General features: G+C 68.0%; 25 protein-coding genes. 17 read left to right on the forward strand and 8 right to left on the reverse strand.

What is annotated here, in order from left to right:
- Nucleotides 1-4: 4 nt before the first annotated feature.
- Nucleotides 5-2,155, reverse strand: a complete 2,151-nt coding sequence (gene glgX, locus A5650_RS12575; protein WP_067291699.1) for a glycogen debranching protein GlgX — start codon at nucleotides 2,153-2,155, stop codon at nucleotides 5-7.
- Nucleotides 2,155-4,332, reverse strand: coding sequence for an acetyltransferase SucT (gene sucT, locus A5650_RS12580; RefSeq protein WP_067291348.1), 2,178 nt, complete (start codon nucleotides 4,330-4,332; stop codon nucleotides 2,155-2,157). The genes glgX and sucT overlap by 1 nt, the downstream gene beginning before the upstream one ends.
- Before the next feature lie 32 nt (nucleotides 4,333-4,364).
- On the opposite strand from sucT, the gene A5650_RS12585 reads away from it, so the two are divergent.
- From A5650_RS12585 to A5650_RS12600, 4 genes are read left to right on the forward strand one after another with little or no spacing between them, the layout of a single operon-like run.
- Nucleotides 4,365-5,648 carry an adenosylmethionine--8-amino-7-oxononanoate transaminase gene (locus A5650_RS12585; protein WP_067291351.1) on the forward strand — a complete coding sequence of 428 codons (1,284 nt, stop codon included), beginning with the start codon at nucleotides 4,365-4,367 and terminating at the stop codon, nucleotides 5,646-5,648.
- Nucleotides 5,649-5,704: 56 nt separating this feature from the next.
- The gene (locus tag A5650_RS12590) at nucleotides 5,705-6,868 is read left to right on the forward strand and encodes an 8-amino-7-oxononanoate synthase (RefSeq protein ID WP_197501857.1); all 1,164 of its coding nucleotides are present in this window, start codon (nucleotides 5,705-5,707) and stop codon (nucleotides 6,866-6,868) included.
- Nucleotides 6,865-7,530, forward strand: coding sequence for a dethiobiotin synthase (gene bioD, locus A5650_RS12595; protein ID WP_067291357.1), 666 nt, complete (start codon nucleotides 6,865-6,867; stop codon nucleotides 7,528-7,530). The genes A5650_RS12590 and bioD overlap by 4 nt, the downstream gene beginning before the upstream one ends.
- 2 nt (nucleotides 7,531-7,532) lie before the next feature.
- Nucleotides 7,533-8,057 carry a 2'-5' RNA ligase family protein gene (locus A5650_RS12600; protein ID WP_067291359.1) on the forward strand — a complete coding sequence of 175 codons (525 nt, stop codon included), beginning with the start codon at nucleotides 7,533-7,535 and terminating at the stop codon, nucleotides 8,055-8,057.
- Here A5650_RS12600 and A5650_RS12605 read toward each other — a convergent pair.
- A complete protein-coding gene (locus A5650_RS12605) occupies nucleotides 8,050-8,385 on the reverse strand; it encodes an MmcQ/YjbR family DNA-binding protein (RefSeq protein WP_067291361.1) in 336 nt (111 codons plus the stop codon). The genes A5650_RS12600 and A5650_RS12605 overlap by 8 nt on opposite strands.
- Before the next feature lie 80 nt (nucleotides 8,386-8,465).
- Between A5650_RS12605 and A5650_RS12610 the strand changes: the two genes are divergently transcribed.
- Nucleotides 8,466-9,239, forward strand: a complete 774-nt coding sequence (locus A5650_RS12610; RefSeq protein ID WP_067291363.1) for a hypothetical protein — start codon at nucleotides 8,466-8,468, stop codon at nucleotides 9,237-9,239.
- Here the strand turns inward: A5650_RS12610 and A5650_RS12615 are convergent.
- Entirely contained in the window at nucleotides 9,236-9,814 is a 579-nt protein-coding gene (locus tag A5650_RS12615; RefSeq protein WP_067291366.1) for a TetR/AcrR family transcriptional regulator C-terminal domain-containing protein, read from the reverse strand. The genes A5650_RS12610 and A5650_RS12615 overlap by 4 nt on opposite strands.
- 119 nt (nucleotides 9,815-9,933) lie before the next feature.
- Between A5650_RS12615 and bioB the strand changes: the two genes are divergently transcribed.
- The 3 genes from bioB to A5650_RS12630 are packed head-to-tail and all read left to right on the forward strand — an operon-like array spanning nucleotide 9,934 to nucleotide 11,794.
- Nucleotides 9,934-10,929 carry a biotin synthase BioB gene (bioB, locus tag A5650_RS12620; protein ID WP_067291369.1) on the forward strand — a complete coding sequence of 332 codons (996 nt, stop codon included), beginning with the start codon at nucleotides 9,934-9,936 and terminating at the stop codon, nucleotides 10,927-10,929.
- 23 nt (nucleotides 10,930-10,952) lie between these two features.
- Nucleotides 10,953-11,144, forward strand: coding sequence for a biotin synthase auxiliary protein BsaP (gene bsaP, locus A5650_RS12625; RefSeq protein ID WP_064395549.1), 192 nt, complete (start codon nucleotides 10,953-10,955; stop codon nucleotides 11,142-11,144).
- Nucleotides 11,141-11,794, forward strand: a complete 654-nt coding sequence (locus A5650_RS12630) for a DUF2567 domain-containing protein (protein WP_067291373.1) — start codon at nucleotides 11,141-11,143, stop codon at nucleotides 11,792-11,794. Before bsaP ends, A5650_RS12630 begins: the two co-directional genes overlap by 4 nt.
- Here the strand turns inward: A5650_RS12630 and A5650_RS12635 are convergent.
- Nucleotides 11,751-13,088, reverse strand: a complete 1,338-nt coding sequence (locus A5650_RS12635) for a lipase family protein (protein WP_067291376.1) — start codon at nucleotides 13,086-13,088, stop codon at nucleotides 11,751-11,753. The two genes, A5650_RS12630 and A5650_RS12635, sit on opposite strands and share 44 nt — an antisense overlap.
- A 42-nt stretch (nucleotides 13,089-13,130) precedes the next feature.
- Nucleotides 13,131-13,844: an NUDIX hydrolase gene (locus A5650_RS12640; protein WP_067291379.1), complete on the reverse strand. Its 714-nt coding sequence runs from the start codon at nucleotides 13,842-13,844 to the stop codon at nucleotides 13,131-13,133.
- A 47-nt stretch (nucleotides 13,845-13,891) separates the two neighbouring features.
- Here A5650_RS12640 and nadA point away from each other — a divergent pair, with 47 nt between their 5' ends.
- From nadA to A5650_RS12660, 4 genes are read left to right on the forward strand one after another with little or no spacing between them, the layout of a single operon-like run.
- A complete protein-coding gene (gene nadA / locus A5650_RS12645; RefSeq protein ID WP_067291383.1) occupies nucleotides 13,892-14,935 on the forward strand; it encodes a quinolinate synthase NadA in 1,044 nt (347 codons plus the stop codon).
- A complete protein-coding gene (locus A5650_RS12650) occupies nucleotides 14,932-16,497 on the forward strand; it encodes an L-aspartate oxidase (protein ID WP_067291386.1) in 1,566 nt (521 codons plus the stop codon). The genes nadA and A5650_RS12650 overlap by 4 nt, the downstream gene beginning before the upstream one ends.
- Nucleotides 16,497-17,354: a carboxylating nicotinate-nucleotide diphosphorylase gene (gene nadC, locus A5650_RS12655; protein WP_067291703.1), complete on the forward strand. Its 858-nt coding sequence runs from the start codon at nucleotides 16,497-16,499 to the stop codon at nucleotides 17,352-17,354. Before A5650_RS12650 ends, nadC begins: the two co-directional genes overlap by 1 nt.
- Before the next feature lie 22 nt (nucleotides 17,355-17,376).
- A complete protein-coding gene (locus tag A5650_RS12660) occupies nucleotides 17,377-17,859 on the forward strand; it encodes a hypothetical protein (RefSeq protein WP_067291389.1) in 483 nt (160 codons plus the stop codon).
- Between the two features lies 1 nt (nucleotide 17,860).
- Here A5650_RS12660 and A5650_RS12665 read toward each other — a convergent pair whose 3' ends face one another.
- The gene (locus A5650_RS12665; protein ID WP_067291392.1) at nucleotides 17,861-18,427 is read right to left on the reverse strand and encodes a TetR/AcrR family transcriptional regulator; all 567 of its coding nucleotides are present in this window, start codon (nucleotides 18,425-18,427) and stop codon (nucleotides 17,861-17,863) included.
- 65 nt (nucleotides 18,428-18,492) lie between these two features.
- On the opposite strand from A5650_RS12665, the gene A5650_RS12670 reads away from it, so the two are divergent.
- Entirely contained in the window at nucleotides 18,493-19,518 is a 1,026-nt protein-coding gene (locus A5650_RS12670) for a zinc-dependent alcohol dehydrogenase (protein WP_067291395.1), read from the forward strand.
- Nucleotide 19,519: 1 nt separating this feature from the next.
- On the opposite strand, the gene A5650_RS12675 is transcribed toward A5650_RS12670, so the two are convergent.
- Nucleotides 19,520-19,930: a nitroreductase family deazaflavin-dependent oxidoreductase gene (locus A5650_RS12675; protein WP_067291400.1), complete on the reverse strand. Its 411-nt coding sequence runs from the start codon at nucleotides 19,928-19,930 to the stop codon at nucleotides 19,520-19,522.
- A 36-nt stretch (nucleotides 19,931-19,966) separates the two neighbouring features.
- Between A5650_RS12675 and hisD the strand changes: the two genes are divergently transcribed.
- Genes hisD through hisH form a run of 4 tightly spaced genes read left to right on the forward strand, consistent with a single transcriptional unit; the run spans nucleotide 19,967 to nucleotide 23,665 of the window.
- Nucleotides 19,967-21,310: a histidinol dehydrogenase gene (gene hisD, locus A5650_RS12680; protein WP_197501858.1), complete on the forward strand. Its 1,344-nt coding sequence runs from the start codon at nucleotides 19,967-19,969 to the stop codon at nucleotides 21,308-21,310.
- Nucleotides 21,307-22,437: a histidinol-phosphate transaminase gene (locus A5650_RS12685; RefSeq protein ID WP_067291404.1), complete on the forward strand. Its 1,131-nt coding sequence runs from the start codon at nucleotides 21,307-21,309 to the stop codon at nucleotides 22,435-22,437. The genes hisD and A5650_RS12685 overlap by 4 nt, the downstream gene beginning before the upstream one ends.
- Nucleotides 22,416-23,048, forward strand: coding sequence for an imidazoleglycerol-phosphate dehydratase HisB (gene hisB, locus A5650_RS12690; protein WP_502686749.1), 633 nt, complete (start codon nucleotides 22,416-22,418; stop codon nucleotides 23,046-23,048). Before A5650_RS12685 ends, hisB begins: the two co-directional genes overlap by 22 nt.
- The gene (gene hisH / locus A5650_RS12695) at nucleotides 23,045-23,665 is read left to right on the forward strand and encodes an imidazole glycerol phosphate synthase subunit HisH (protein ID WP_067291407.1); all 621 of its coding nucleotides are present in this window, start codon (nucleotides 23,045-23,047) and stop codon (nucleotides 23,663-23,665) included. The genes hisB and hisH overlap by 4 nt, the downstream gene beginning before the upstream one ends.
- The last annotated feature ends 26 nt before the right edge of the window (nucleotides 23,666-23,691 follow it).

Genomic DNA, 23,691 nt, shown 5'->3' on the forward strand with positions numbered 1-23,691 from the left:
GCCATCACGCAGTCTTACGCATCACCAGAAGGGAGCGCGCCGGCAGCGAGATCTTCTCGCCGGCCTTGGCCACCAACTCGGTGGACCCGGTGGCGTCGGCGGTGTCCAGCGCCGCGGTCCACTCTTTGGCGTAGCTGCCCGTCGGGGTGACGAAGTCCTGGGAATGGTCGTGTGCGTTGAAGCACAACAGGAAAGAGTCGTCGACGACTCGCTCTCCGCGTTCGTTCGGCGCAGAGATGGCATCACCGTTGAGGAACACCGCGACGCATTTACCGAGTCCGGCGCCCCAGTCCTCGAGCGTCATCTCTTCACCGGCGGGCGTCAGCCACGCGATGTCGCGGACCTGTTCGCCGCTGCGGATCGGCTTGCCTTCGAAGAACCTCCGCCGGCGGAACACCGGATGTTCCTTGCGCAGCTGGGTGACCGTACGGGTGAAGGCGAGCAGGTCGGCGTTCTTCTCGCACAACGACCAGTCCATCCAGGAGATCTCGGAGTCCTGGCAGTACACGTTGTTGTTGCCGCTCTGGGTGCGGCCGATCTCGTCGCCGTGCGAGATCATCGGCGTGCCCTGCGAGAGCATCAGCGTGCCCATGATGTTGCGCATCTGCTTACCGCGCAGCGCCAGGATCTCCGGGTCGTCGGTCGGACCCTCCACGCCGCAGTTCCAGGACCGGTTGTGGCTTTCGCCGTCGCGGTTGTCCTCGCCGTTGGCCTCGTTGTGCTTCTCGTTGTAGGACACCAGGTCGTTCAACGTGAAGCCGTCGTGGCAGGTGACGAAGTTGATGCTCGCGCCAGGTCGCCGGCCGGTCGCCTCGTAGAGGTCGGACGAACCGGTCAGCCGCGATGCGAACTCGCCGAGGGTTGCGGGCTCTCCCCGCCAGTAATCACGCACAGTGTCGCGATACTTCCCGTTCCACTCGGTCCACAAACCTGGGAAGTTGCCGACCTGATAGCCGCCTTCGCCGACGTCCCACGGTTCGGCGATCAGCTTGACCTGGCTCACCACCGGATCCTGTTGCACCAGGTCGAAAAACGCGCTCAGCCGGTCGACGTCGTAGAACTCGCGAGCGAGGGTGGCGGCCAGATCGAAGCGGAAGCCGTCGACGTGCATCTCGAGCACCCAGTAGCGCAACGAGTCCATGATCAGCTGCAGCGTGTGCGGGTGGCGGGCGTTGAGGCTGTTACCGGTGCCGGTGAAGTCCTTGTACAGCCGGAGGTCACCGTCGAGTAAGCGGTAGTAGGCGGCGTTGTCGATGCCCCGGAAGTTCAGCGTCGGGCCTAGGTGGTTGCCCTCGGCGGTGTGGTTGTAGACCACGTCGAGGATGACCTCGATCCCCGCCTCGTGGAAGGAACGCACCATGCCCTTGAACTCGGCGACCGCGCCGCCGGCGTGTTTGTTGGCCGCGTACTCGTAGTGCGGTGCGAGGAAGCCGAAAGTGTTGTAGCCCCAGTAATTTCGCAGTCCGAGGTCGACCAGACGGTGGTCGTGCAAAAACTGGTGGACCGGCATCAACTCGATCGCTGTCACGTTCAGCGACTTGAGGTGGTCGATGATGACCGGGTGGCACAGCCCGGCGTAGGTGCCGCGGAGTTCCTCCGGGATTCCGGGATGCCGCTGCGTCATGCCCTTGACGTGCGCCTCGTAGATCACCGTCTCGTGGTACGGGGTGCGTGGTGCGCGGTCGGACGCCCAGTCGAAATACGGGTTGATCACGACGCTGGTCATCGTGTGGCCGAGAGAATCGACGCGGGGCGGCGTTCCGCCCGATGCGAGGTCGTCGGCGTTCAGGTCGTAGGAGAACAGCGCCTGCGAGAACGTGAAGTCGCCGTGGAACGACTTACCGTACGGGTCGAGCAGCAGCTTGCTCGAATCGCATCGGTGCCCGGCCGACGGGTCCCACGGGCCGTGGACGCGAAAACCGTAGCGCTGGCCCGGCGTGACCGTCGGCAGATAGCAGTGCCAGACGTAGCCGTCCACCTCGTCGAGGTTGACCCGCTCTTCGCGGCCGTCCTTGCCGATGAGGCAAAGTTCGACCCGATCGGCGACCTCGGAGAAGACCGAGAAGTTCGTTCCCGCGCCGTCGTACGTGGCGCCCAGGGGATAGGCCGCCCCCGGCCAGACGGTGGGCACCGCCGCCGGTTCACCGCCGGGCATCACCCAACCCACCAACCGGTGGCGGCGGCGATCTGGCGACCGAGTTCCGGTGCCATGGTGCGCATATAGGTCTTCGAGATGTGATGCGCGTCGTGGTAGAGCAACACGTTCCCCTCCACGGCTCGGCAAATATCCTTGCGGCACACCGCATCACTCATGTCGAGCGGTTTGAGCAACGGGAACCGCTTGACGAAATCGAGTGTCGGGTTGTGTTCCGAGAGTACGTCGGATCGGCGAGTTCCACAGGAGATAGCGTCGCCGCCGTCGGCGAGGCAGTCGGCGGCGAAGAAGGGCTCCCCGTTGCGCACCAGCCACGGCGTGTCACGCATGGCCAGGATCGGGATGTTGTTGTCGGACAGTTCCTGCCAGATGCCGATGTATGTCCCGGGCATCACATCGCCCGGTCTGATGTTCCATGGCCGCGTGGAGGTGGTGAAGACGTAGTCGGGACGGTCGGCGATGAGCTTGTCCATCACCCGCTCGTTCCACTCGTGGCACTTCGGGTACGGGCGGTTGTCGCCCATCACCAGCGGCACTTCCTCGGTGGTCAGGGGACAGCCCATCTTCAGATAGGTCACGATCTTGAAGTGGTGCCGCTTGCCGAGCAGGTCCAGCGCGGTGATCCAGTGTTCGGCGTGCGAGCCGCCGGCCAGCGCGATCGTGCGCTTGGCGTTCTTGTCGCCGTAGGTGCAGTTGATCACGTCGACGTTGTCGAAGTCGCTGATGCAGCCGTCCTCCGTGGTCTCGGGCAGATCGTTCTTGGCCTCGAGCACGGTCGGGCGCATCGGTAGCTTGGGCACCCTGATCTTGCTCATCAACGCCGCGGCGCCGGGGTAGTCCTGCGTCGACAGCGCGACCAGCTCCGCGCCGTTCGTGCGCTGGACGAGCACATGCTCACGCCAGGTGAACGACGTCACGGTCAGCGCGACGCCCAGAAGCACGACCACCGAGCCCAGCACCACCGGCGGCCTGCGCCGCCGCGCCTTCTTCGGGGCGACCGCGCGTGAGGCGGGGGCGGTGCGGTACCGCAGCGGGTTCTCGACGTACTTGGTGGTCAGCCACGCCAGCGCCCCGGAGACCAGCAGCACCACCGCACCTTCGATGACGGAGGCGCGACGGTGCCCGCTGTAGGCCAGCCAGAAGATCAGCAGCGGCCAGTGCCACAGGTACAGCGAGTAGGCCATCGCACCAAGCGATACGAACGGTGCCGTCGCCAGCAAGCGGTTGGGCAGCGGCATCCGGCCCGCGGTGTGCGAGTCGGCCACCCGGTTCGCCGCGGAGAGGATGAACAGCATGGTGGCGGCGACCGGGACCAGCGCCCATGGGCCGGGGAACTCCTTGACCCCGTCGATCACCGCGCCGCACGCCAGGATCGCTGCCAGCGCGACGACCGCCGCGAACGTGCGCAACCACATCGGCATGCGGAGGTGGGTGACGACGGCGCCGACGAGCGCGCCGAGCAATAGTTCCCACGCCCTGGCGAAGCTGTCGTAGTAGGCGGTCGCCTGATCGGTGTTGTGGGCATAGATCGCGTAGACGAATGACGCGATGGTCAGCACGCTGAGCAGCACGACGAACGCCGCACGCATGTGCCGTTTGAAGATGCGCCGAAACAGCAAGGCGGACAGGAAGATCAGCGCCAGAAACGCGATGTAGAACTGGCCCTGCACCGACATCGACCAGATGTGCTGCAGCGGGCTTACCGCCTCGCCCGCGCGCAGGTAGTTCGACGCCGAGTTGGCGAGTTCCCAGTTCTGGAAGTAGCCGAGGCTGGCCAGGCTCTGGTCGGCGAACGTCTCCCAGCGCGTCTGCGGCTGGATCGCGACCGTCAGCACCGCCGACGCGGCGAGCACGACGATCAGCGCAGGCAGCAGCCGCCGGATCAGCCGCGTCACCTCCGGGCCCGGCCGCAGGGACGCACCTGGTGTCATCGCCGCGCGCAGCAGCCGTCCGCCGAAGAAGAAGCCGGACAGCGCGAGGAACACGTCGACGCCGCCCGAGACCCGGCCGAACCACACGTGGAAGACCGCCACGAGCGCGATCGCGATGCCCCGCAGTCCGTCGAGATCGAGCCGGTAGGCCGCGGAGTCGCGGGTAGCGCTCGTGGCTTTCGCGGCGCGCGACGGTCGTCCCGAATCGGCGATGGGCGCCGGCCGGGGAGGGGCGAGGGTCATCATGGTCGACGGATAATCTACCGAAGGTGCCAGCCATGACGCCTGCCGAGATCGGTGCGGTCGACGCCGCCCACGTCTGGCATCCCTACAGCACGATCGGCGCGGAAGCGCTGGCCCCCCTCGTCGCGGTGGGGGCTCGCGGGGCGTGGCTCACCCTCCACTACAACGGCCGCGAGCTGCAGGTTCTCGACGCGATGGCGTCCTGGTGGACCGCGATCCACGGCCATGGTCACCCCGTACTCGACGCCGCGATCACCGAGCAGCTCGCCACCATGAACCACGTCATGTTCGGCGGGCTCACGCACGAACCGGCCGCCCGGCTCGCGCAGTTGCTCGTCGAGATCACGCCCGACGGCCTGGACACCGTCTTCTTCAGCGACTCGGGTTCGGTGTCGGTGGAGGTGGCCGTGAAGATGGCGCTGCAGTACTGGCGCAGCCTCGGCCGCGGCGCCAAGCACCGCCTGATGACGTGGCGCGGGGGATACCACGGCGACACCTTCACACCGATGAGCGTGTGCGACCCGGACGGCGGCATGCACTCGCTCTGGACGGACGTGCTGATGGCGCAGGAGTTCGCGCCGCCGGTGCCGCGGGCCTACGACGCGGGATATGTCGAGGCGTTCGAGAAACAGCTGGCCGAACACGCCTCCGAGTTGGCCGCTGTGATCGTCGAGCCCGTCGTGCAGGGGGCCGGCGGCATGCGGTTCCACGACCCGCGCTACCTCGCAGCGCTGCGCGAGATCTGTTCCCGGCACGAGGTGCTGCTGATCTTCGATGAGATCGCGACCGGCTTCGGCCGCACCGGTGAACTCTTCGCGGCCGACCACGCAGGCGTGAGTCCCGACATCATGTGCGTCGGCAAGGCGCTGACCGGGGGTTACGTCACGCTTGCGGCGACGCTGTGCACGAGCGAGATCGCGCACACGATCAGTTCGAACGAACCGGGCGCGCTGATGCACGGACCCACGTTCATGGCGAACGCGCTGGCGTGCAGGGTCGCGGTGGCCGCACTCGAGGTGCTGATCGGTCAGGACTGGCGGTCGCGGGTGCGCGAGATCGAGGCGGGACTGCGGTCGGGGTTGGCCGCGGCGACGGGGCTACCCGGCGTGGCCGACGTGCGGGTGCTCGGCGCGATCGGAGTGATCGAGATGGACCGACCCGTCGACCTGAAGGTCGCGACGCCCGCCGCGCTGGAGAACGGGCTCTGGCTGCGCCCGTTCCGCAACCTGGTCTACGCGATGCCGCCCTATATCTGTACTGCCGACGAGATCGACCAGATCACCTCGGGGATGGTCGCGGTCGCCCGCGCGTTGGGTTGAGGCGCCGTTTGTGCGCTCGCGCGCGGGTGCCCTAACCTGAACGCTGTTCAAGTCCGATGCTGAGGAGCACGGTGACGCGCGCAGGTCTCTCCCCGCTGGCGTGGCTCGACGATGTCGAAAGGCAGCGGCGTGCCGCGGGTCTGCGGCGCTCGTTGAGAGCCAGGCCGCCGGTCGGTACCGAACTCGACCTCGCATCCAACGACTACCTGGGCCTGTCGCAGCATCCCGCGGTCATCGACGGCGGCGTCGCCGCGTTGCGGACCTGGGGTGCGGGTTCCACTGGATCGCGCCTCGTGACGGGCAACACTGAACTGCATGAGGCGTTCGAGCGGGCGCTGGCCGACTTCGTGGGTGCGGAGTCGGCGTTGGTGTTCTCGTCGGGTTACACGGCCAACCTCGGCGCGGTCGTCGCGCTGTCGGGTGCCGGATCGCTGCTGATCTCCGACGCCCTGACCCACGCCTCGCTGGTCGACGCCTGCCGCCTGTCACGAGCGCGGGTCGTCGTCACGCCCCACCGCGACGTCGCCGCGGTGGAGACGGCGCTCTCGGCGCGCACCGAGGAACGCGCAGTCGTGCTGACCGACTCCGTGTTCTCCGCCGACGGCGACCTCGCCCCGCTGCACGCGCTGCACGACGTGTGCCGCCGCCACGGCGCGCTGCTGATCGTCGACGAGGCCCACGGCCTCGGGGTGCGCGGCGTGGGCGGACGCGGATTGCTGCACGAGGTAGGCCTGGCCGGTGCGCCCGACATCGTGATGACGACGACGCTGTCCAAGGCGCTCGGCAGCCAGGGTGGCGTCGTGCTGGGCCCGACGGCCGTGCGCGACCACCTGATAGACGCAGCGCGACCGTTCATCTTCGACACCGGGCTCGCGCCGGCCGCGGTGGGTGCGGCCCGGGCGGCGCTCGACATCCTGATCGCCGAGCCGTGGCGCGCGCAGGCCGTCATCGACCGCGCTGCGGCGCTCGCATCGATCTGTTCGGTGCCGGAGCGGCCGGAGTCGGCTGTGGTCTCGGTGATTCTCGGGGACCCCGACGTGGCCTTCGGCGCCGCGCTGACATGCCTGGACCGCGGTGTGCGGGTGGGGTGCTTCCGGCCACCGACCGTGCCCGCCGGCACGTCGAGGCTGCGGCTCGCCGCGCGCGCATCGCTGACCGACGATGAAATGCTCTCGGCGAGTGAGGTTCTCGCCGATGTGCTGGCCACCGTGCGCCGGTGACCACGCTCCTCATCACAGGCACCGACACCGGCGTCGGCAAGACCGTCGCCACCGCCGCGCTGGCGTGCCACGCCCGCCTGTCCGGCGTCGACGTCGCGGTGTGCAAACCCGTGCAGACCGGCAGCCCCCGCGACGACGACCTCGCCGACGTCGGCCGGCTTTCCGGCGTCGCCCGGCTGCACGGCGGGTGGCGGTATCCCGAGCCGTTGGCGCCGGCCGCCGCCGCCGGCCGTGCGGGCATGACGCTGCCCACGCGCGCGGAGCTCGTCGAGTCGGTGCGGGCCGTCGACGCGCCGCTGACCCTCGTCGAGGGGGCGGGCGGGTTGCTCGTCGAGATCGGCGCCGGAGTGACGCTGCGTGACCTCGCGGTGGACCTCGGCGCTCCGGTGCTGGTGGTCGTCGCTGCGGGTCTCGGCACGCTCAACCACACCGCGCTCACGCTGGAAGCCCTTGCTCGTGAGGGCGTTTCGTGTGCCGGGTTGGTGATCGGAGCATGGCCGCCCAACCCTGACATCGCCGAACAGGGCAACCGCTCAGCCCTCGCCGAGCGTGCCCCACTCCGGGCGATTCTGCCCGCGGGTGCCGGCGCGTTGACCGCCCAGGAGTTCGAGGTGATGAGCGCGGCGGCGTTCGACCCCGACTGGTTCACGAGCCTGGTCTGACGATGGTGCATTCGGTCGAGTTGACGTTCGACCCGGACACGGACGCGAAGCTCCGCCGCGTCTGGGACGACCTGACGCGGGCCGGGATCCGTAGTCAGGCGAGCAACACGTCGCCGAGCAACCGCCCGCACATCACCGTGACCGTCGCGGAGGACATCGACGAGGCGGTCAACGCCGCGCTGTGCCCGGTGCTGTCGCGGTTGCCGTTGCCTTGCACGGTCGGGGCGCCGATGCTGTTCGGCGGCGGCAGGGTGTTCACGCTGGTTCGACTGGTGGTGCCGTCGGAGGAACTGCTGGGTCTGCATCGCCAGGTGCACGAACTGTGTCTGCGGCACATGCCGAAAGGCGTGTTGGGGCACGCCGATCCGGGACAGTGGACGCCGCACGTCACGCTGGCGCGCCGCGTTGCTCCCGACAAGCTGCCCGCCGCGATGAGGGTCAAATCCGTCGGCCGCGATGTGCGGGGCACGCTGACCGGGCTGCGTCACTGGGACGGCGACAACCGCATCGAGTATCCGATCAGTTGACCGTCGCACTGACGCTTTTCGGCACGCACATCCGCCAGCCGTCGATGACAAGCTCGCGCAGTTCGTCGTACTCGATCGCGTCGAGGTTGACCAGCATCCAGTTGAACCGCATCTCCGACTCACGCGGCAGGGCGAACTTGTCGGGCTCGGCGGCGACCATCGCCGCCCGCTCCTCCTTGGGAAAGGCGACGCCCATGACAGTCTCGTCGCGCGAGAACGCGACGTAGACGATCTGCCCGACGCGAAACCTGATCCGGTCCCGGACGATCGCCTCGTAAGAGCGCGGCAACGTCGCGGTGATGCGCCGGACGTCGTCGAGGGTGATCATGGGCGAAACGCTAGTCGAGCGCGATGACATCGCCACTGATCTGCCATTTTGCGCCGGTCCGTCCGGTAACTTACGCCTCGGTGGCAAAGCAACCCGACGACGCCGCCAGGGCTTCGGGGTGGAGTCCGGGGCGGCAACACTGGTGGACGACAACGACGATCGCGATCGTTGGCGCCATCGTCGGTGGCACCTCGCTGATCATGAACTTCTTCTACCAGCCGAGCCCGCCCCCGACCACCATCGAGTCGGCCCACTCGGAGTTTATGAAACTCAGTTACTCCGACCGGATCGATCGGTGCGTGCCGTACATCTCCGGGCATGCCGACGCCTGGCGCGATAAGTGGCGCACCGCGCTCGAGGACTCCGGCGCCTCCCGCCAGAAAGCCCCGGTGCCGTTTGCGGCTCTCGACGATGCGAACGCCGCGGGCCAGGCGATCGTCAATACGCATCTGACCGTAGTCGACTACGCCGAGAAGTCGGCGCCCACCGATGAAGGCGAGAATCTGCTCTCATGCGTGTATGCCCCGGTCCTGAAGATGGACCCCGGCCGCACGTATCCGGATCTGGCATCCCTTGTCGGGAGCGGCAATGAAGCGCCGAAAGCCGACAACATCGTCGTAGATGAGAGTCCGGTCTACGACCAAGGTGAGTTCGCCGATGTGACGGCCGAGGGCCGCCCGAACAAGATCGTCGAGGTGATCATTCGGCCTGGCCCCAGCGAAACCCGCCGCCAGCTCGGCTTCGCAATGGTGGGCGGGCACGAACAGGGAGTCCAGATGTGGGCCCTCACCGCATCTGTCGACGCCGGCGATCCCCGGTGGATGAACGACGTTCAGAACTACCGCGGCTTCTAGACCGGTTGATCTTTCCGCTCGCGGATCCCGCTGATCAGTAGGTTCACCCCGAAACGGAACCGCGCGGACGCATCCTCGGTCAGCACCGACTGGTCGACGGGGAGATCGGCGCCCGCCGCATCCCACTGCAGACGCGACTGCTCGTCAACGGTGAAACCGAGCACGTAGTAGACGATCGTGCGGGCGGCCAGTTCGGCGTGGGCCGCGGGCACACCGGCATCGACCGCCGCCGCGGTGAGCCGCTCGACGATGCGCGCCATCGCCGTCGACTGCCCGGCCGCGAAGCTGGCCGACACCAACTCGGCGCCGTCGGTGTGCGACAACAACGCGTCGCGCAGGGCCGCGCAGACGGCCGAAACCCGCTCGCGCCAGCTTCCGGCGGCGTCGCCGACGGGCTCGAGGATCCGGTCGGCCACCGCGCCCAGCAGCTGCTGCTTGCTGGTGAAGTGCCAGTACAACGCGCCGGGGGAGACCTCGAGCTCGCGCGCCAGCCGCCGCATGGTCAGGTCGGCCAGGCCGTACGTGTCCAGCAGCGTGGTCGCCGCCCGCACCACGTCGCGTTTGTGAAGCTGCACGGCCGTACCCTAACCTGAACAGCGTTCAATTGTCGGCCCGCCGACGTGTTCAAGTGTCGGCCCCGCCGACGTGTTCAATTGTCGGCCCGCCGACGTGTTCAAGTGGCGAGAGGTGATCCGTGAGCGACATTCTGGCAGTGGCCCGCGAGCAGGTGCTCGAGCGCGGCGAAGGTCTGAACCAGGACCAGACGCTGCAGGTGCTGCAGCTGCCGGATGATCGCCTCGACGACCTGCTCGCGTTGGCGCACGAGGTGCGGATGGCGTGGTGCGGTCCCGACGTCGAGGTCGAGGGCATCATCAGCCTCAAGACCGGCGGGTGCCCCGAGGACTGTCACTTCTGTTCGCAGTCAGGGCTTTTCGCGTCGCCCGTACGCAGCGCGTGGCTCGACGTCCCGAGCCTGGTGGAGGCGGCCAAGCAGACCGCGAAAACCGGTGCGACGGAGTTCTGCATCGTCGCCGCCGTGCGCGGACCCGACGAGCGGCTGCTGGCGCAGGTCGCCGCCGGCATCGAGGCGATCCGCAACGAGGTCGACATCCAGATCGCGTGCTCGCTGGGCATGTTGACCAAGGAGCAGGTCGACCAGCTGTCCGAGATGGGCGTGCACCGTTACAACCACAATCTGGAGACCGCGCGGTCGTTCTTCACCAACGTCGTCACCACGCATTCGTGGGAGGAGCGCTGGGACACCCTGCAGATGGTCCGCGAGGCGGGCATGGAGGTCTGCTGCGGCGGAATCCTCGGCATGGGCGAATCCCTCGAGCAGCGCGCGGAGTTCGCCGCCAATCTGGCCGAGCTCGATCCGCACGAGGTCCCGCTGAACTTCCTCAACCCGCGACCGGGCACCCCGTTCGGCGACCTCGAGGTGCTGCCTGCCGTCGATGCGCTGCGTGCGGTCGCGGCGTTCCGCCTGGCGCTGCCGCGCACCATGCTGCGCTTCGCGGGTGGCCGGGAGATCACCCTCGGCGATCTGGGCGCCAAGAAGGGCATCCTCGGCGGCATCAACGCCGTCATCGTCGGCAACTACCTGACCACGCTGGGCCGGCCGGCCGAGTCGGACCTCGAACTGCTCGAGGATCTGCAGATGCCGATCAAGGCGCTCAATGCCAGCCTCTGAGGCGGCAGTTAGAACGTACGGGTATGGCGTTCAACGTCTACACGGGTGAGCCCGACGGCACCGCGGTGCCGACCGCGGCCCAGCTTGGTCTGGAGCCGCCCCGATTCTGCGCCGAGTGCGGCCGGCGGATGATCGTTCAGGTACGCCCCGACGGCTGGTCGGCGAAATGCTCGCGACACGGGCTGACCGATTCGAAAGATCTGGAACAGCGATGAACGACTCTGCGGCGCCGAAGATCTCGCGTACCCGTGCGACGCTGACGGTGGTGGTGCTGCTGGCGGCGGTCGGCGCGCTGATCGGTGCACTGTGGGCGTGGCTGGCGCCGCCGATCCACGGCGTCGTCGCGCTGGCGCGTGACGGCGACCGTGTCCGCGCCCATCTGGGCAACGAGGGAGACCACTTCTTCGTCGCGGCGTTCCTGCTCGTCGGCATGCTCTGCGTCGTTTCGGTCGTCGCGGCCACGGCGGTGTGGCAGTGGCGGGTGCACCGCGGTCCGGCGATGACCGCCGCGCTGGTGTCCGGATGCATGCTGGCGGCGGGCGTGGCCGCCGGAGTGGGAGCGCTTCTCGTCCACTTGCGCTACGGGACCATCGACGTCGCCGCCGCGCCGGTGACCAACGAACACCGCGTGCACTACGTCACCGAGGCGCCGCCGGTGTTCTTCGGGCACTCGCCGATACAGGCGGTGCTGACGATCCTGTTCCCGGCAGCCGTCGCGGCGCTCGTCTACTCGCTGGCCGCCGTGTCGACCGCGCGCGACGATCTCGGCGCATGGCCGCCGGTCGAGGTGCCGGCATTCGTCCCGCCGACCGCCCCGGCGGTTACAGCGGAGAGCGCTCCACCCGCCGGCCCGTCATCACCTTGACCGCGATGCGGACCAGCCGCGTCATGCCGACATAGGTCATCGGGTTCAGCAGCGTCGGCCAGGTCGTGCGCACCAGATGCTCGGAGAGCGGCTTGCCGTCGAACCGGTCGATCAGCCAGCGCAGCGCCATCGGCGCCGACATCGGGTGCAGCAACATGTGCTCGCTGAACATGTCGCGGTGGTACGTCACCGAAGCGCCGCCGCTGCGGTAGATCTCGGTGAGTTCGTCGATGTCGTCGACCGAGACGATCCGGTCGTGCACGGCCTGCACGACCAGCACGGGCGGCGTGGGCACGGCGGTGCCCAACTTGATGCTGTCGAAGACGTGCTTGACCTCGGGCAGGTCCAGGATCTCGTTGAGCGGCCGGTCGACCAGCTTGCCCATGTCCATGCCCGCAAACCGCAGCACGGCCTGCGCGGTGGTCATGTCCTGGATGCGCAGCAACATCGCCTTGCCGGTTTCTGTGGCGTGTTCCTGGATGACCCGGTCGAGGTCCGGATAGACGTGGCTCAGCGCCGCGACCACCATCGCGGGCAGCCCGGAGTACAGGCTGCCGTTCAGCCGCCGGTAGGCGTGTCCGAGGTCCCCGACGGGGGAGCCGAGCACCGCGCCGACGATGTTGAGCTCGGGCGCGTACTGGTTGTGCATTTCCGCGGCCCACGACGAAGCAAGCCCACCGCCGGAATAGCCCCAGAGCCCGATGGGCGCGGACTCATCCAGCCCGAGTCGTTCGCAGCTCACCGCGGCGCGCAGGCCGTCGAGGATGCGATAGCCCGGTTCGTAGGGCGTGCCCCAAAGGCCCCTCGTCCCCTCGTGGTCGGGCACTGAGACCGCCCATCCCTCGGCGAGTGCCGCGGCGATCAGCAGGAACTCCAGCTGGGCGAGCGCGCCGGTGGCCACCGCCTTGCGGCGCAGCGCGTACGACGGGAAGCAGCGTGAGGACACGGCGTCGATCGCGCACTGGTAGGAGATCACCGGCACGACGCTGCGGTTCGCCCGTTCGGCCGGCACGATCACCGTGGTCACGGTGGCCTCCGGTTCACCGTTCATGTCGGTGGTGCGGTACAGCAGCTGCGTCGCGGTGAATTTCTGCGGGATCAGACCGAAAAAGGCCAGCTCAACGTCGCGACTGCGCAACACGGTGCCGGGTTCGGCGTGCTGGAAACCGCTCGGCGGTTCATAGAACGGATCGTCGGCCGGAAGCAGCGGACGGGCGCCGCGCGACAGGTCTTCGTGGGGTACGTGCCCGATCCACTCGGCACCTGAGGCTGGCGCGGCGTTGCCCAGAGACATTTCGCCATTGTTACTTAAGGAAGCCTTAAGAATCCAGTCGACTCACCCGGGCGGGCGCAGGGCGGCGAATTCGTCGGTCACCCGGTAGCGCGCCTCGGTGAACCGATACAACGCCGCCGGTCGGCCGCCGCTGCGACCCGACCGCGCCGTGGTGCCCGTGCGGGTGATCACGTTGCGACGTTCGAGCACGCGTTGCAGATTGGTCGCGTCGACGTGGTGACCGAGGGCGGCGCTGTAGATGTCCCGCAGCGCAGACAGTGCGAATTCGGTTGGCGCCAGGGCGAACCCGATGTTCGTATAGGACAGTTTGGCGACCAGCCGGGTGCGGGCGTGTTCGACCATCGTGCCGTGGTCGAACGCCATCGGCGGCAGGTCGCTGACCGGATGCCAGCGCGTGTCCGGGGGCAGTTCCGGCGTCGCGGGGGAGGGCACCAGCCCGAGGAACGTCGACGCGATGGTCCGGTCGCCGGGGACGCGGTGTGGGTCCGAGAAAACAGCGAGCTGCTCGAGGTGGGCAAGCTCACGCAGGTCCACTTTCTCGGCGAGTTGACGGCGGACGGAGCTGGTGAGGTCCTCGTCGTCGCCGAGTCGCCCGCCGGGAAGCGACCATCTGCCGCGCTGCGGATCGAGTGCCCGTTGCCACAACAGCACGTGAAGTGCTGGTTTCCGGTCGGTGGCTCCCTGGGTGTCGTCTCGGACCTCCCGAACCTGGAACACAGCGGCGAGCACCTCGTGCGCGGTGCTAATATGTGCCATGTTTTCGATTATAAGTCGAAAACCCGATCTGGACGAAGGAGGCGGCCATGACGGTTCTGGACCGTATGCCCGCAGACGACCTCTCGAGCCGCATCATCGACGGCCCCACCGGCTTCTCCGGGGTCGACGGCGACGAGGAATGGGCTGCCGAGGTTCGTCGCCTTGCCGACCTACGGGGCGCGACGCTGCTGGCGCACAACTATCAGCTGCCCGCGATCCAGGACGTCGCCGATCGCGTCGGTGATTCACTGGCGCTGTCGCGGATCGCCGCCGACGTCAGTGAAAACACCATCGTGTTCTGCGGCGTGCACTTCATGGCCGAGACCGCCAAGATCCTGTCACCGGACAAGACGGTGCTCATCCCGGACCAGCGTGCGGGTTGTTCGCTCGCCGACTCCATCACCGCCGACGAACTGCGTGCGTGGAAAGCCGAACATCCCGACGCGGTCGTGGTGTCCTACGTCAACACCACCGCAGCGGTGAAGGCCGAGACCGACATCTGCTGCACGTCATCGAACGCGGTCGAGGTGGTGGCATCGATTCCTGAGGACCGCGAGGTGCTGTTCTGCCCGGACCAGTTCCTCGGCGCACATGTCCGGCGCGTGACCGGTCGCAAGAACCTGCACGTGTGGGCGGGTGAATGCCACGTACACGCCGGGATCAACGGCGACGAGCTCGCCGATCAGGCCCGCACGCACCCCGATGCCGAACTGTTCGTGCACCCCGAATGCGGTTGCGCGACATCGGCTTTGTACCTCGCGGGGGAGGGCGCGTTCCCGGAGGAGCGGGTCAAGATCCTGTCCACCGGCGGGATGCTCGATGCCGCCCGCGAGACCGGCGCCCGCCAGGTGCTGGTCGCGACCGAGGTTGGGATGCTGCACCAATTGCGCCGCGCCGCACCGAGAGTCGACTTCATGGCGGTCAACGACCGCGCCTCCTGCAGGTTCATGAAGATGATCACCCCCGCCGCGCTGCTGCGCTGCCTGGTGGAGGGCAAGGACGAGGTGCACGTGGATCCCGAAACCGCCCGGTTGGCGCGGGCCAGCGTGCAACGCATGATCGAAATCGGCCAGCCCGGCGGCGGAGAATGACCCGCCCGGCGGCCTGCGGTGCCGGCAGGTGGGGCAGTCATTGGCAGCAGCGCGCCGACGTCGTCGTCATCGGCACCGGCGTGGCAGGGCTGGTGGCGGCGCTGGCCGCACATCGTCGTGGCCGAAAAGTGATGGTGCTCAGCAAGACCGGTGATACGGCGACGTTCTACGCCCAGGGTGGTATCGCGGTCGTGCTGCCCGACGCGCTGCGCGAGGACGGCGACTCGATCGAGTCGCACATCGCCGACACGCTCACCGCAGGTGCGGGGCTTTGCGACCCCGACGCGGTGCGCTCGATCGTGACCGACGGATACCGTGCGGTCGCGGAACTGGTCGACCACGGCGCGCGATTCGACGAGTCGACACGGGGGACGTGGTCGCTGACCCGCGAGGGCGGGCATTCGTGGCGCCGGATCATCCACGCCGGCGGCGATGCGACCGGCGCCGAGGTGCAGCGCGCCCTCAACGGCGCCGCCGCCACGCTCGACATCCGCCACAACCACGTCGCGGTCGAGATCTTGCAAGATGCGGGTGCGGTCACCGGCGTGCTGGTGCTCAACGACGACGGTCTAGGGGTGGTGCACGCACCGTCGGTGATCCTCGCGACCGGCGGATTGGGCCATCTCTACTCGGCGACGACGAACCCCGAAGGATCGACGGGAGACGGTGTCGCGCTGGCCAGTTGGGCCGGAGTTCCGATCAGCGATATCGAGTTCATCCAGTTCCACCCCACCATGCTCTTCGATGGCAATACTGCGGGCAGGCGTCCGTTGATCACCGAAGCCGTCCGTGGAGAGGGCGCGAGACTCGTTGACTCCGAGGGCCGGTCCGTCACCGAAGGCGTGCACCCGATGGGTGACCTGGCACCGCGCGACGTCGTGGCAGGTGCGATAAACGCCCGCATGGAGCAGATGGGAGCGCCGTGCGTGTTCCTCGACGCCCGGCGAATCGTCAATTTCGAGAAGCGATTCCCGACGGTGACCGCGGCCTGCCGGGCGGCCGGTATCGACCCGACGCTCGAGGCTATCCCCGTGCTGCCCGGCGCCCATTACAGCTGTGGCGGCGTGGTCACCGATGTGTACGGACGCACCGAACTCGAGGGCCTGTTCGCCGCCGGCGAGGTTGCCCGCACGGGCATGCACGGCGCCAACAGATTGGCGTCGAACAGCCTGCTCGAGGGACTCGTGATCGGAAGCCGGGCCGGAAACGCCGCCGCCGCATACGCTTTGGTCAGCGGACCCGTGACGGCGCGGCCGCCCGCGCCGGTCGTACGGCGGGCGCTGCCACGCGCCGACCTGCAGCGGGCGATGACGAAAAACGCCGGCGTGGTCCGCGATGCCGACGGCCTGTGCGTCCTGGCCAAGGAACTCGATACCGCGCCGAAACGGATCATTGCGTCGCGCGCCGACTTCGAGGACGCGGCGCTGACCACCGCCGCGGCGGCCGTCGCCGCGGCAGCCTTGACCCGCACCGAGTCTCGGGGGTGCCACCATCGCCGCGACTACCCGGACACCGACCCGGCGCAGGCACGCTCTTTGCTCCCGGCGGGGGTGTGCTGCTGATGGAGTTGACCGCCGACGAGCTCACCGAGGCTCGCAGGGTGATCGCCCGCGCCCTCGAAGAGGATCTGCGTTACGGCCCGGACGTCACCACGCTGTCGACGGTCCCCGCGGACGCCAGAACGACGGCGTCGATGGTGGTCCGCGAGCCCGGTGTGATCGCGGGTGTGGACATCGCGCTGCTGGCCTTCGACGAGGTGATAGGCGCCGGCGATTATCTGGTCAAGCACCGCGTCGAGGACGGTAGCCGGCTCGAACCGGGTGGTGTCGTGCTCACCGTGGAGGCTCCGACGCAGGGATTGCTCACGGCCGAACGGACCACGTTGAACCTGGTGTGCCACCTGTCGGGTATCGCCACCGCGACGGCGGCGTGGGTCGATGCGGTGGCCGACACAGGGGCCAAGATCCGCGACACGCGAAAGACGTTGCCGGGCTTGCGCGCGCTGCAGAAGTACGCCGTGCGCGTCGGTGGCGGCGTCAACCACCGGATGGGGCTCGGCGACGCGGCGCTGATCAAGGACAACCATGTCGCGGCCGCCGGGTCGGTGGTGGCGGCGCTGCGGGCCGTACGCGCGGCCGCGCCCGACCTCGAATGTGAAGTCGAAGTCGACTCGCTCGAGCAGCTCGACGAGGTGTTGGCCGAGAACGTCGAGCTCGTGCTGCTCGACAACTTCCCGGTGTGGCAGACCCAGATTGCGGTTCAGCGCCGTGACTCTCGCTCGCCTGCAACGAAACTGGAGTCTTCCGGCGGGCTGTCGCTGGAGAGTGCGGCGGAATATGCGGGCACCGGCGTCGACTATCTGGCGGTCGGGGCCCTCACCCATTCTGTGCGGGTGCTCGATATCGGACTCGATATCTAGAACGGCCGATAGCATCGAGCGCGTGGATGAGGATGCGTCGCGCCGTCTCACGTTGTTGGTCGGCATCAGCCTGGTCTTGGCCGTCGCCGCGCTCGCACTCGCGGGGTGGACGCTGTACAAGACGAGCGGATCCGAGCCCGGATTCGACTCAACTCAGGTCGCCGACGCGAAAACTAAAATCTGCAGCGCGGCGGACGTCGTCCGAAAAGGCATCACGCTCAACACGAACATGCAGCCCGAGGGTGGTGCCCAGGACGTCACCGGCGCGCAGGCGGTGGCCGCCAACGCGCGGATCTCGTTGTACGACGGCGGTCAGTACCTGCTCGACCGGCTCGATCCGGCCACGCCGGTCGTGCTCACCGAGAAGGTCCGCCAATTCGCGGACAACCTGATGGACATCGGTGCCAACGCCACGGCGGGGGTGCCCAACGACGATCCGGCACAAGCGAAACGGCTCGCCGACGCCGACGCCGAGAACAAGAGCATCACCGAGCTCTGCAAGTAGCTCAGCGGCTCAGCAGAGTCCTGGCCGCGGCCTTCGCGGCGTCAAGCGTTGTCGTATCGCCGGCGATCCGGGAGAGCATCAGCGCGCCCTCGACGAGCGCGATCAGGGCCAGCGCGGTCTGCTCGGCCTCGCTCTGTGTCCAGCCGTCGGCGCGCAGCCGGTCGGCGACGGCGTCGCGCCAGCCCGTGAAGGCGGCTCTCGATGCTTGCCGGACCACTGCGCTGGCGTCGACCGATTCGGTGGCGATCGGTTCGATGGGGCAGCCGTCGCGCGGGTCGGCGGTAAGCCCTGAGGCCATCAGGTCGATCCAGCCGTCGATCAGGTCGGGGACCGGCGATTGTGTGGTGAGCAGTGTGCGAAGCCGCTGCTCGATGGCGGTGCCGACGCGCTGGACAACTGCGGCGGCCAACTGCTGCTTGCCCTCGGGGAAGTGGTGGTAGAGCGAGCCGGCCTTGACGTCTGCTGTCTCGAGGATCTGGTTCACCCCGGTTGCGGCGTAACCCTGCCTGCGGAACAGGAGCGCCGCGGTGTCGATCAGCGCGGTACGGCTACGGTCCGGACGAGGCATGCCCTTGACTTTACTAGAAAGATCGCTCAAGAATAGTTGAGCGTTCATTCCAGAAAGGGTTGGCCATGCACCAGCTGATGTTCGAAGACGCCGGAAAATACGTCTGGCGTGAGGCGCCCGACCCACAGCTGACCGGGCCGGGCCAGGCGCTTGTTCGACCGCTGGCCGTGGCGTGCTGCGACCTCGACGTCGCCGTGGTGGCCGGTAGGCTGCCGATGCCGCCGGGCCACGCGGTGGGGCATGAGGGCGTCGCCGAGGTGGTGGCTGTCGGTGAGGACGTGCGCGGCGTGAAGGTCGGAGATCGGGTCATCGTGCCGTTCCAGATGAGCTGCGGAGAGTGCAGCGCCTGCCTGCGAGGGGCGACGGGGTCCTGCTCGGCGCTGCCGTTGATGGCGATGTACGGGATGGCGCCGCTGGCGGGACTCGATGGCGGCGGCTTCATGGCCGACGTGGTGCTGGTGCCCTATGCCGACGCGATGCTGATGCGGTTGCCTGAGGGGGCGGATCCGGTGGCCGTTGCCTCGATGTCGGACAACATCCCGGATGGTTGGCGCGGTGTCGGCCCCTACGTCGACGAATTGGCGGCGCTTGCGCCGGCCGACCGACGGGTGCTGGTCGTTGGTCGGCTGTCGATCGGCCTGTACGCGGCGGCGACGGCGGCCGCTGCGGGCATGCACGTCGACTATGTCGACACCGATCCGCAACGGCTCGCGGTGGCCGAGAAGCTGGGTGCGGTCGTGCATGACCGCGAGAAGCCTGACAAGAGCGCCGACCCGTATCCGGTGACGGTGCACACGTCGGCAGACCCGGGGCTGTTGGCGGCGGCTTTACGGGCGACGTGGCCGGATGGGGTGTGCACCGACACCGGCATCTACGCACAGGGCTCGGTGGAGATGCCGCTGCTGCCGATGTACACGCGCGGGGTTCGGTTCGTCACCGGTCGGGTGAACGCGCGCGCGGTGATGCCGGGGGTGCTGGAACTGTTTGCCGGACATGATCTTTCGCCCGTAGTGGAGCGAGTCGTGCCGTGGGAGGAAGCGCCCGCAGCGTGGCCGGCGATGCGGAGCAAGACGGTGTTCAGCCGGGTGTAGCTCAGGCGACTTCGGCGACGAAGATGCCCATCTTCTTGGCTTGAACACGGGCCATGAAGGGTAGGCCTTCCGCATCGCCGCCCGCTGGCACGATGCGCGGGTTGACGATGTGGACCGTGCGCGAGCCGTAGAGCAGGTCGGCCTCGCCGGCGGCGAGCACGTTCTTCACCCAGTCGGTCTTGCCGTGGCCTAGCGCGACGGCGAGGAGATTGCCCTTGCGGTAGACAGTGACGATCGTCTCGTACGGCTTTCCGGACTTTCGGCCGCGGTGCTTGATCGTCACCATCCCGGGCATCAGCCGGGAGAACGGCCTGATCATTTTGTTCAGGTATCTGACCTGCAGATTTTCGAACCACGGCGGAAACACCATCGGCACGCCGGGTGCGTTGTTCGGGTGCTCACTGGCTCGCATGGCGCCTCCATAACCGATTTGGTCTGCTCTGGGAGAATGGACAGCGTGAATCTATCGCCGGGCCCGATCGCCCGCATCGACTTGCGGGGTGCGCAGCTGTCAGCTGCGCGCCTGCGGTCCGCCCTGCCGCGCGGCGGAGTGGACGTGGACACCGTGGTTCCGAAGGTCCGCCCGATTGTCGACGCGGTCGCGGAGCACGGCGCCGACGCGGCGCTGGAGTACGGCGAATCCTTCGACGGAGTGCGACCCGCACAGGTCCGAGTACCTACCGCTCAGTTACAGAGCGCCCTGGCTGAGCTGCCGTCCGATGTCCGTACCGCGCTCGACGTGGCCATCGAACGCGCGCGGGCCGTCCACGCCGACCAGCGTCGTACCGACACGACTACGACCCTCGCTCCCGGCGCCACCGTCACGGAGCGCTGGGTGCCGGTCGAACGCGTCGGGCTCTACGTGCCCGGCGGCAACGCCGTCTACCCGTCGAGCGTCGTGATGAACGTCGTGCCCGCACAGACCGCGGGGGTTGACTCGCTCGTGATCGCCAGTCCGCCGCAGGCGCAGTTCGGCGGCCTTCCGCACCCGACGATCCTGGCCGCCGCCGCGATGCTCGACATCGACGAGGTGTGGGCGGTAGGCGGAGCCCAGTCGATCGCGCTGCTGGCCTACGGCGGCACCGACACCGACGGCGCAGAGCTGGCCCCCGTCGACATGATCACCGGCCCCGGCAACATCTACGTGACCGCCGCCAAGCGCATCTGCCGTTCCCAGGTGGGTATCGACGCCGAGGCCGGCCCCACCGAGATCGCCATCCTGGCCGATCACACCGCCGACCCCGTCCACGTCGCCGCCGACCTCATCAGCCAGGCCGAACACGACGAGATGGCCGCCAGCGTGTTGGTCACCCCCAGCGTCGAATTGGCCGACGCGACCGACCGCGAACTGGCCAACCAACTCCAGACCACGGTGCACCGCGAGCGGGTGACAGCCGCGCTCGGCGGTGAGCAGTCGGCCATCGTTCTCGTCGACGACCTTGACGCGGGCATCCGCACTGTCAACGCCTACGCCGCCGAACACCTCGAGATCCAGACCCTCGACGCGCGCGACGTGGCGGGTCAAATCCGTTCCGCTGGTGCGATCTTCGTCGGACCCTACGTACCCGTCAGCCTCGGCGACTACTGCGCCGGCTCCAACCATGTGCTGCCCACCGCCGGCTGCGCACGGCACTCCAGCGGCCTGTCGGTGCAGACGTTCCTGCGCGGCATCCACGTCGTCGATTACGACGAGGCCGCGCTGAAAGACGTGTCCGGCTACGTGATCACGCTCGCCGAGGCCGAAAACTTGCCCGCACACGGCGAAGCGGTGCGGCGGAGGTTCGGGAGGTGACGATCGGAGAGAAGGTGACGCTCGACGATCTTCCGCTGCGGTCCGATCTGCGCGGCAAATCGCCGTACGGCGCACCGCAACTGGACGTTCCGGTGCGGTTGAACACCAACGAGAACCCCCACCCGCCGACGCGGGCGCTCATCGACGACCTGACAGCTTCGGTCGCCGCCGTCGCGGTCGACCTGCACCGCTACCCAGACCGCGATGCGGTCGCGCTGCGTACCGACCTCGCGGCCTATCTCACGGCGCAGACCGGCACGCAGCTGACCGTCGAAAACCTCTGGGCGGCAAACGGCTCCAACGAGATCTTGCAGCAGCTCCTGCAGGCCTTCGGCGGGCCCGGCCGCAGTGCGCTCGGGTTCGTGCCTTCGTACTCGATGCATCCGATCATCTCCGACGGCACCCAGACGGCGTGGCTGGTGGCCAACCGGGGCGACGACTTCAGCCTCGACATCGAGGTTGCCGTGGCGGCCATCGGCGAGCGCAACCCGGACATCGTGTTCGTGGCGAGCCCGAACAATCCGTCGGGACAGAGCGTTCCGCTCGACGACCTGCGACGCCTCCTCGACGCCATGAGCACCGGCGTGATGATCGTCGACGAGGCGTACGGCGAATTCTCCTCGCAACCGAGCGCGGTGCGCCTGATCGAGGAGTATCCGACCCGGCTTGTCGTCAGCCGCACGATGAGCAAGGCGTTCGCATTCGCGGGCGGTCGGCTCGGGTACCTGGCCGCCGCCCCCGCGGTGATCGACGCGATGCTGCTCGTCCGGTTGCCGTACCACCTGTCCTCAGTCACGCAGGCCGCCGCCCGCGCGGCGCTTCGTCACGCCGACGACACGCTCGGCAGCGTCGCCACCCTCATCGCCGAACGCAACCGTGTCACAGAGTCTCTGTCCGACATGGGTTTTCGTGTGATCGACAGCGACGCCAATTTTGTCCTGTTCGGCGAATTCGCCGACGCCCCCGCCACCTGGCAGCGCTACCTCGACGCGGGCATCCTCATCCGCGACGTCGGCATGCCCGGATACCTCCGCGTCACCATCGGTCTGGCCGAGGAGAACGATGCGTTCCTCGCAGCGAGCGCTCGCCTGGCCGCGACCGAACTATCCCCAGTAGGAGCATCGTGAACGAACCCCGTCGCGCGACGATCGAGCGCAAGACCAAGGAGTCCGACATCGTCGTCGAACTCGACCTGGACGGCACCGGACAGGTGTACGTCGACACCGGTGTGCCGTTCTTCGATCACATGCTCACCGCGCTGGGCAGCCACGCGAGTTTCGACCTGACCGTGCGCGCCAAGGGCGACGTCGAGATCGAGGGGCATCACACGATCGAGGACACCGCGATCGTGCTCGGGCAGGCGCTCGGCCAGGCGCTGGGCGACAAGAAGGGCATCCGCCGGTTCGGCGATGCGTGGATCCCCATGGATGAGACGCTCGCGCACGCTGCGGTCGACGTGTCCGGCCGGGCGTACTGCGTGCACACCGGTGAGCCGGATCACATGCTGCACTTCACGATCGCCGGTTCCTCGGCGCCGTACCACACGGTGGTCAACCGGCACGTGTTCGAGTCGGTGGCGATGAACGCCCGCATCGCGCTGCACGTGCGCACCATCTACGGTCGCGACCCCCACCACATCACCGAGGCGCAGTACAAAGCCGTCGCCCGCGCGCTGCGCCAGGCCGTCGAATACGACCCGCGTGTGACCGGTGTGCCATCGACGAAAGGCACTCTGTGACAAACCAAGTCGTCATCCTGGACTATGGTTCGGGCAACCTCCGCTCGGCGCAGCGCGCGCTGGAGCGCGTCGGCGCCGATGTCACCGTCACATCCGACGCCGACGCCGCGATGAACGCCGACGGCCTCGTGGTGCCCGGCGTCGGCGCGTTCGAGGCGTGCATGGCCGGGTTGCGCAAGATCGACGGTCCAAAGCTGATCGCCGACCGGGTCGCGGCCGGTCGTCCCGTGCTGGGCGTGTGCGTCGGCATGCAGATCCTGTTCTCACGCGGCGTGGAGTTCGGGGTAGAGACGACGGGTTGTGGCCAGTGGCTCGGCGCCGTCGTGCGCCTCGACGCACCGGTCATTCCGCACATGGGCTGGAATGTGGTCGATGCCCCGGAGGACAGCACGTTGTTCGCGGGCATGGAGGCGGGCACCCGTTTCTACTTCGTGCACTCGTATGCCGCCCAGCAGTGGGAGGGCAGCTCCACCGCCAAGCTGACGTGGGCCACCCATCACGTGCCGTTCCTCGCCGCCGTCGAGGACGGTCCACTGTCGGCGACGCAGTTCCACCCCGAGAAGAGCGGCGACGCCGGCGCCGCATTACTCGCCAACTGGGTGAAGGCATTAGGTTGACCACCGATGAGCGCTGGCGCGAAGAG

The sequence above is a fragment of the Mycobacterium sp. 1164985.4 genome, from assembly GCF_001668575.1.
In the GTDB taxonomy this organism is placed as follows: Bacteria; Actinomycetota; Actinomycetes; order Mycobacteriales; family Mycobacteriaceae; genus Mycobacterium.

What these genes read in the sequence shown, in the direction of transcription:
- glgX (WP_067291699.1), bottom strand. Translation starts at nt 2,155, where the DNA reads ATGCCCGGCGGTGAACCGGCGGCGGTGCCCACCGTCTGGCCGGGGGCG.
- sucT (WP_067291348.1), bottom strand. Translation starts at nt 4,332, where the DNA reads ATGATGACCCTCGCCCCTCCCCGGCCGGCGCCCATCGCCGATTCGGGA.
- A5650_RS12585 (WP_067291351.1), top strand. Translation starts at nt 4,365, where the DNA reads ATGACGCCTGCCGAGATCGGTGCGGTCGACGCCGCCCACGTCTGGCAT.
- A5650_RS12590 (WP_197501857.1), top strand. Translation starts at nt 5,705, where the DNA reads ATGCTGAGGAGCACGGTGACGCGCGCAGGTCTCTCCCCGCTGGCGTGG.
- A5650_RS12600 (WP_067291359.1), top strand. Translation starts at nt 7,533, where the DNA reads ATGGTGCATTCGGTCGAGTTGACGTTCGACCCGGACACGGACGCGAAG.
- A5650_RS12605 (WP_067291361.1), bottom strand. Translation starts at nt 8,385, where the DNA reads ATGATCACCCTCGACGACGTCCGGCGCATCACCGCGACGTTGCCGCGC.
- bsaP (WP_064395549.1), top strand. Translation starts at nt 10,953, where the DNA reads ATGGCGTTCAACGTCTACACGGGTGAGCCCGACGGCACCGCGGTGCCG.
- A5650_RS12630 (WP_067291373.1), top strand. Translation starts at nt 11,141, where the DNA reads ATGAACGACTCTGCGGCGCCGAAGATCTCGCGTACCCGTGCGACGCTG.
- A5650_RS12635 (WP_067291376.1), bottom strand. Translation starts at nt 13,088, where the DNA reads ATGTCTCTGGGCAACGCCGCGCCAGCCTCAGGTGCCGAGTGGATCGGG.
- A5650_RS12640 (WP_067291379.1), bottom strand. Translation starts at nt 13,844, where the DNA reads ATGGCACATATTAGCACCGCGCACGAGGTGCTCGCCGCTGTGTTCCAG.
- nadA (WP_067291383.1), top strand. Translation starts at nt 13,892, where the DNA reads ATGACGGTTCTGGACCGTATGCCCGCAGACGACCTCTCGAGCCGCATC.
- A5650_RS12650 (WP_067291386.1), top strand. Translation starts at nt 14,932, where the DNA reads ATGACCCGCCCGGCGGCCTGCGGTGCCGGCAGGTGGGGCAGTCATTGG.
- nadC (WP_067291703.1), top strand. Translation starts at nt 16,497, where the DNA reads ATGGAGTTGACCGCCGACGAGCTCACCGAGGCTCGCAGGGTGATCGCC.
- A5650_RS12665 (WP_067291392.1), bottom strand. Translation starts at nt 18,427, where the DNA reads ATGCCTCGTCCGGACCGTAGCCGTACCGCGCTGATCGACACCGCGGCG.
- A5650_RS12670 (WP_067291395.1), top strand. Translation starts at nt 18,493, where the DNA reads ATGCACCAGCTGATGTTCGAAGACGCCGGAAAATACGTCTGGCGTGAG.
- A5650_RS12675 (WP_067291400.1), bottom strand. Translation starts at nt 19,930, where the DNA reads ATGCGAGCCAGTGAGCACCCGAACAACGCACCCGGCGTGCCGATGGTG.
- hisD (WP_197501858.1), top strand. Translation starts at nt 19,967, where the DNA reads ATGGACAGCGTGAATCTATCGCCGGGCCCGATCGCCCGCATCGACTTG.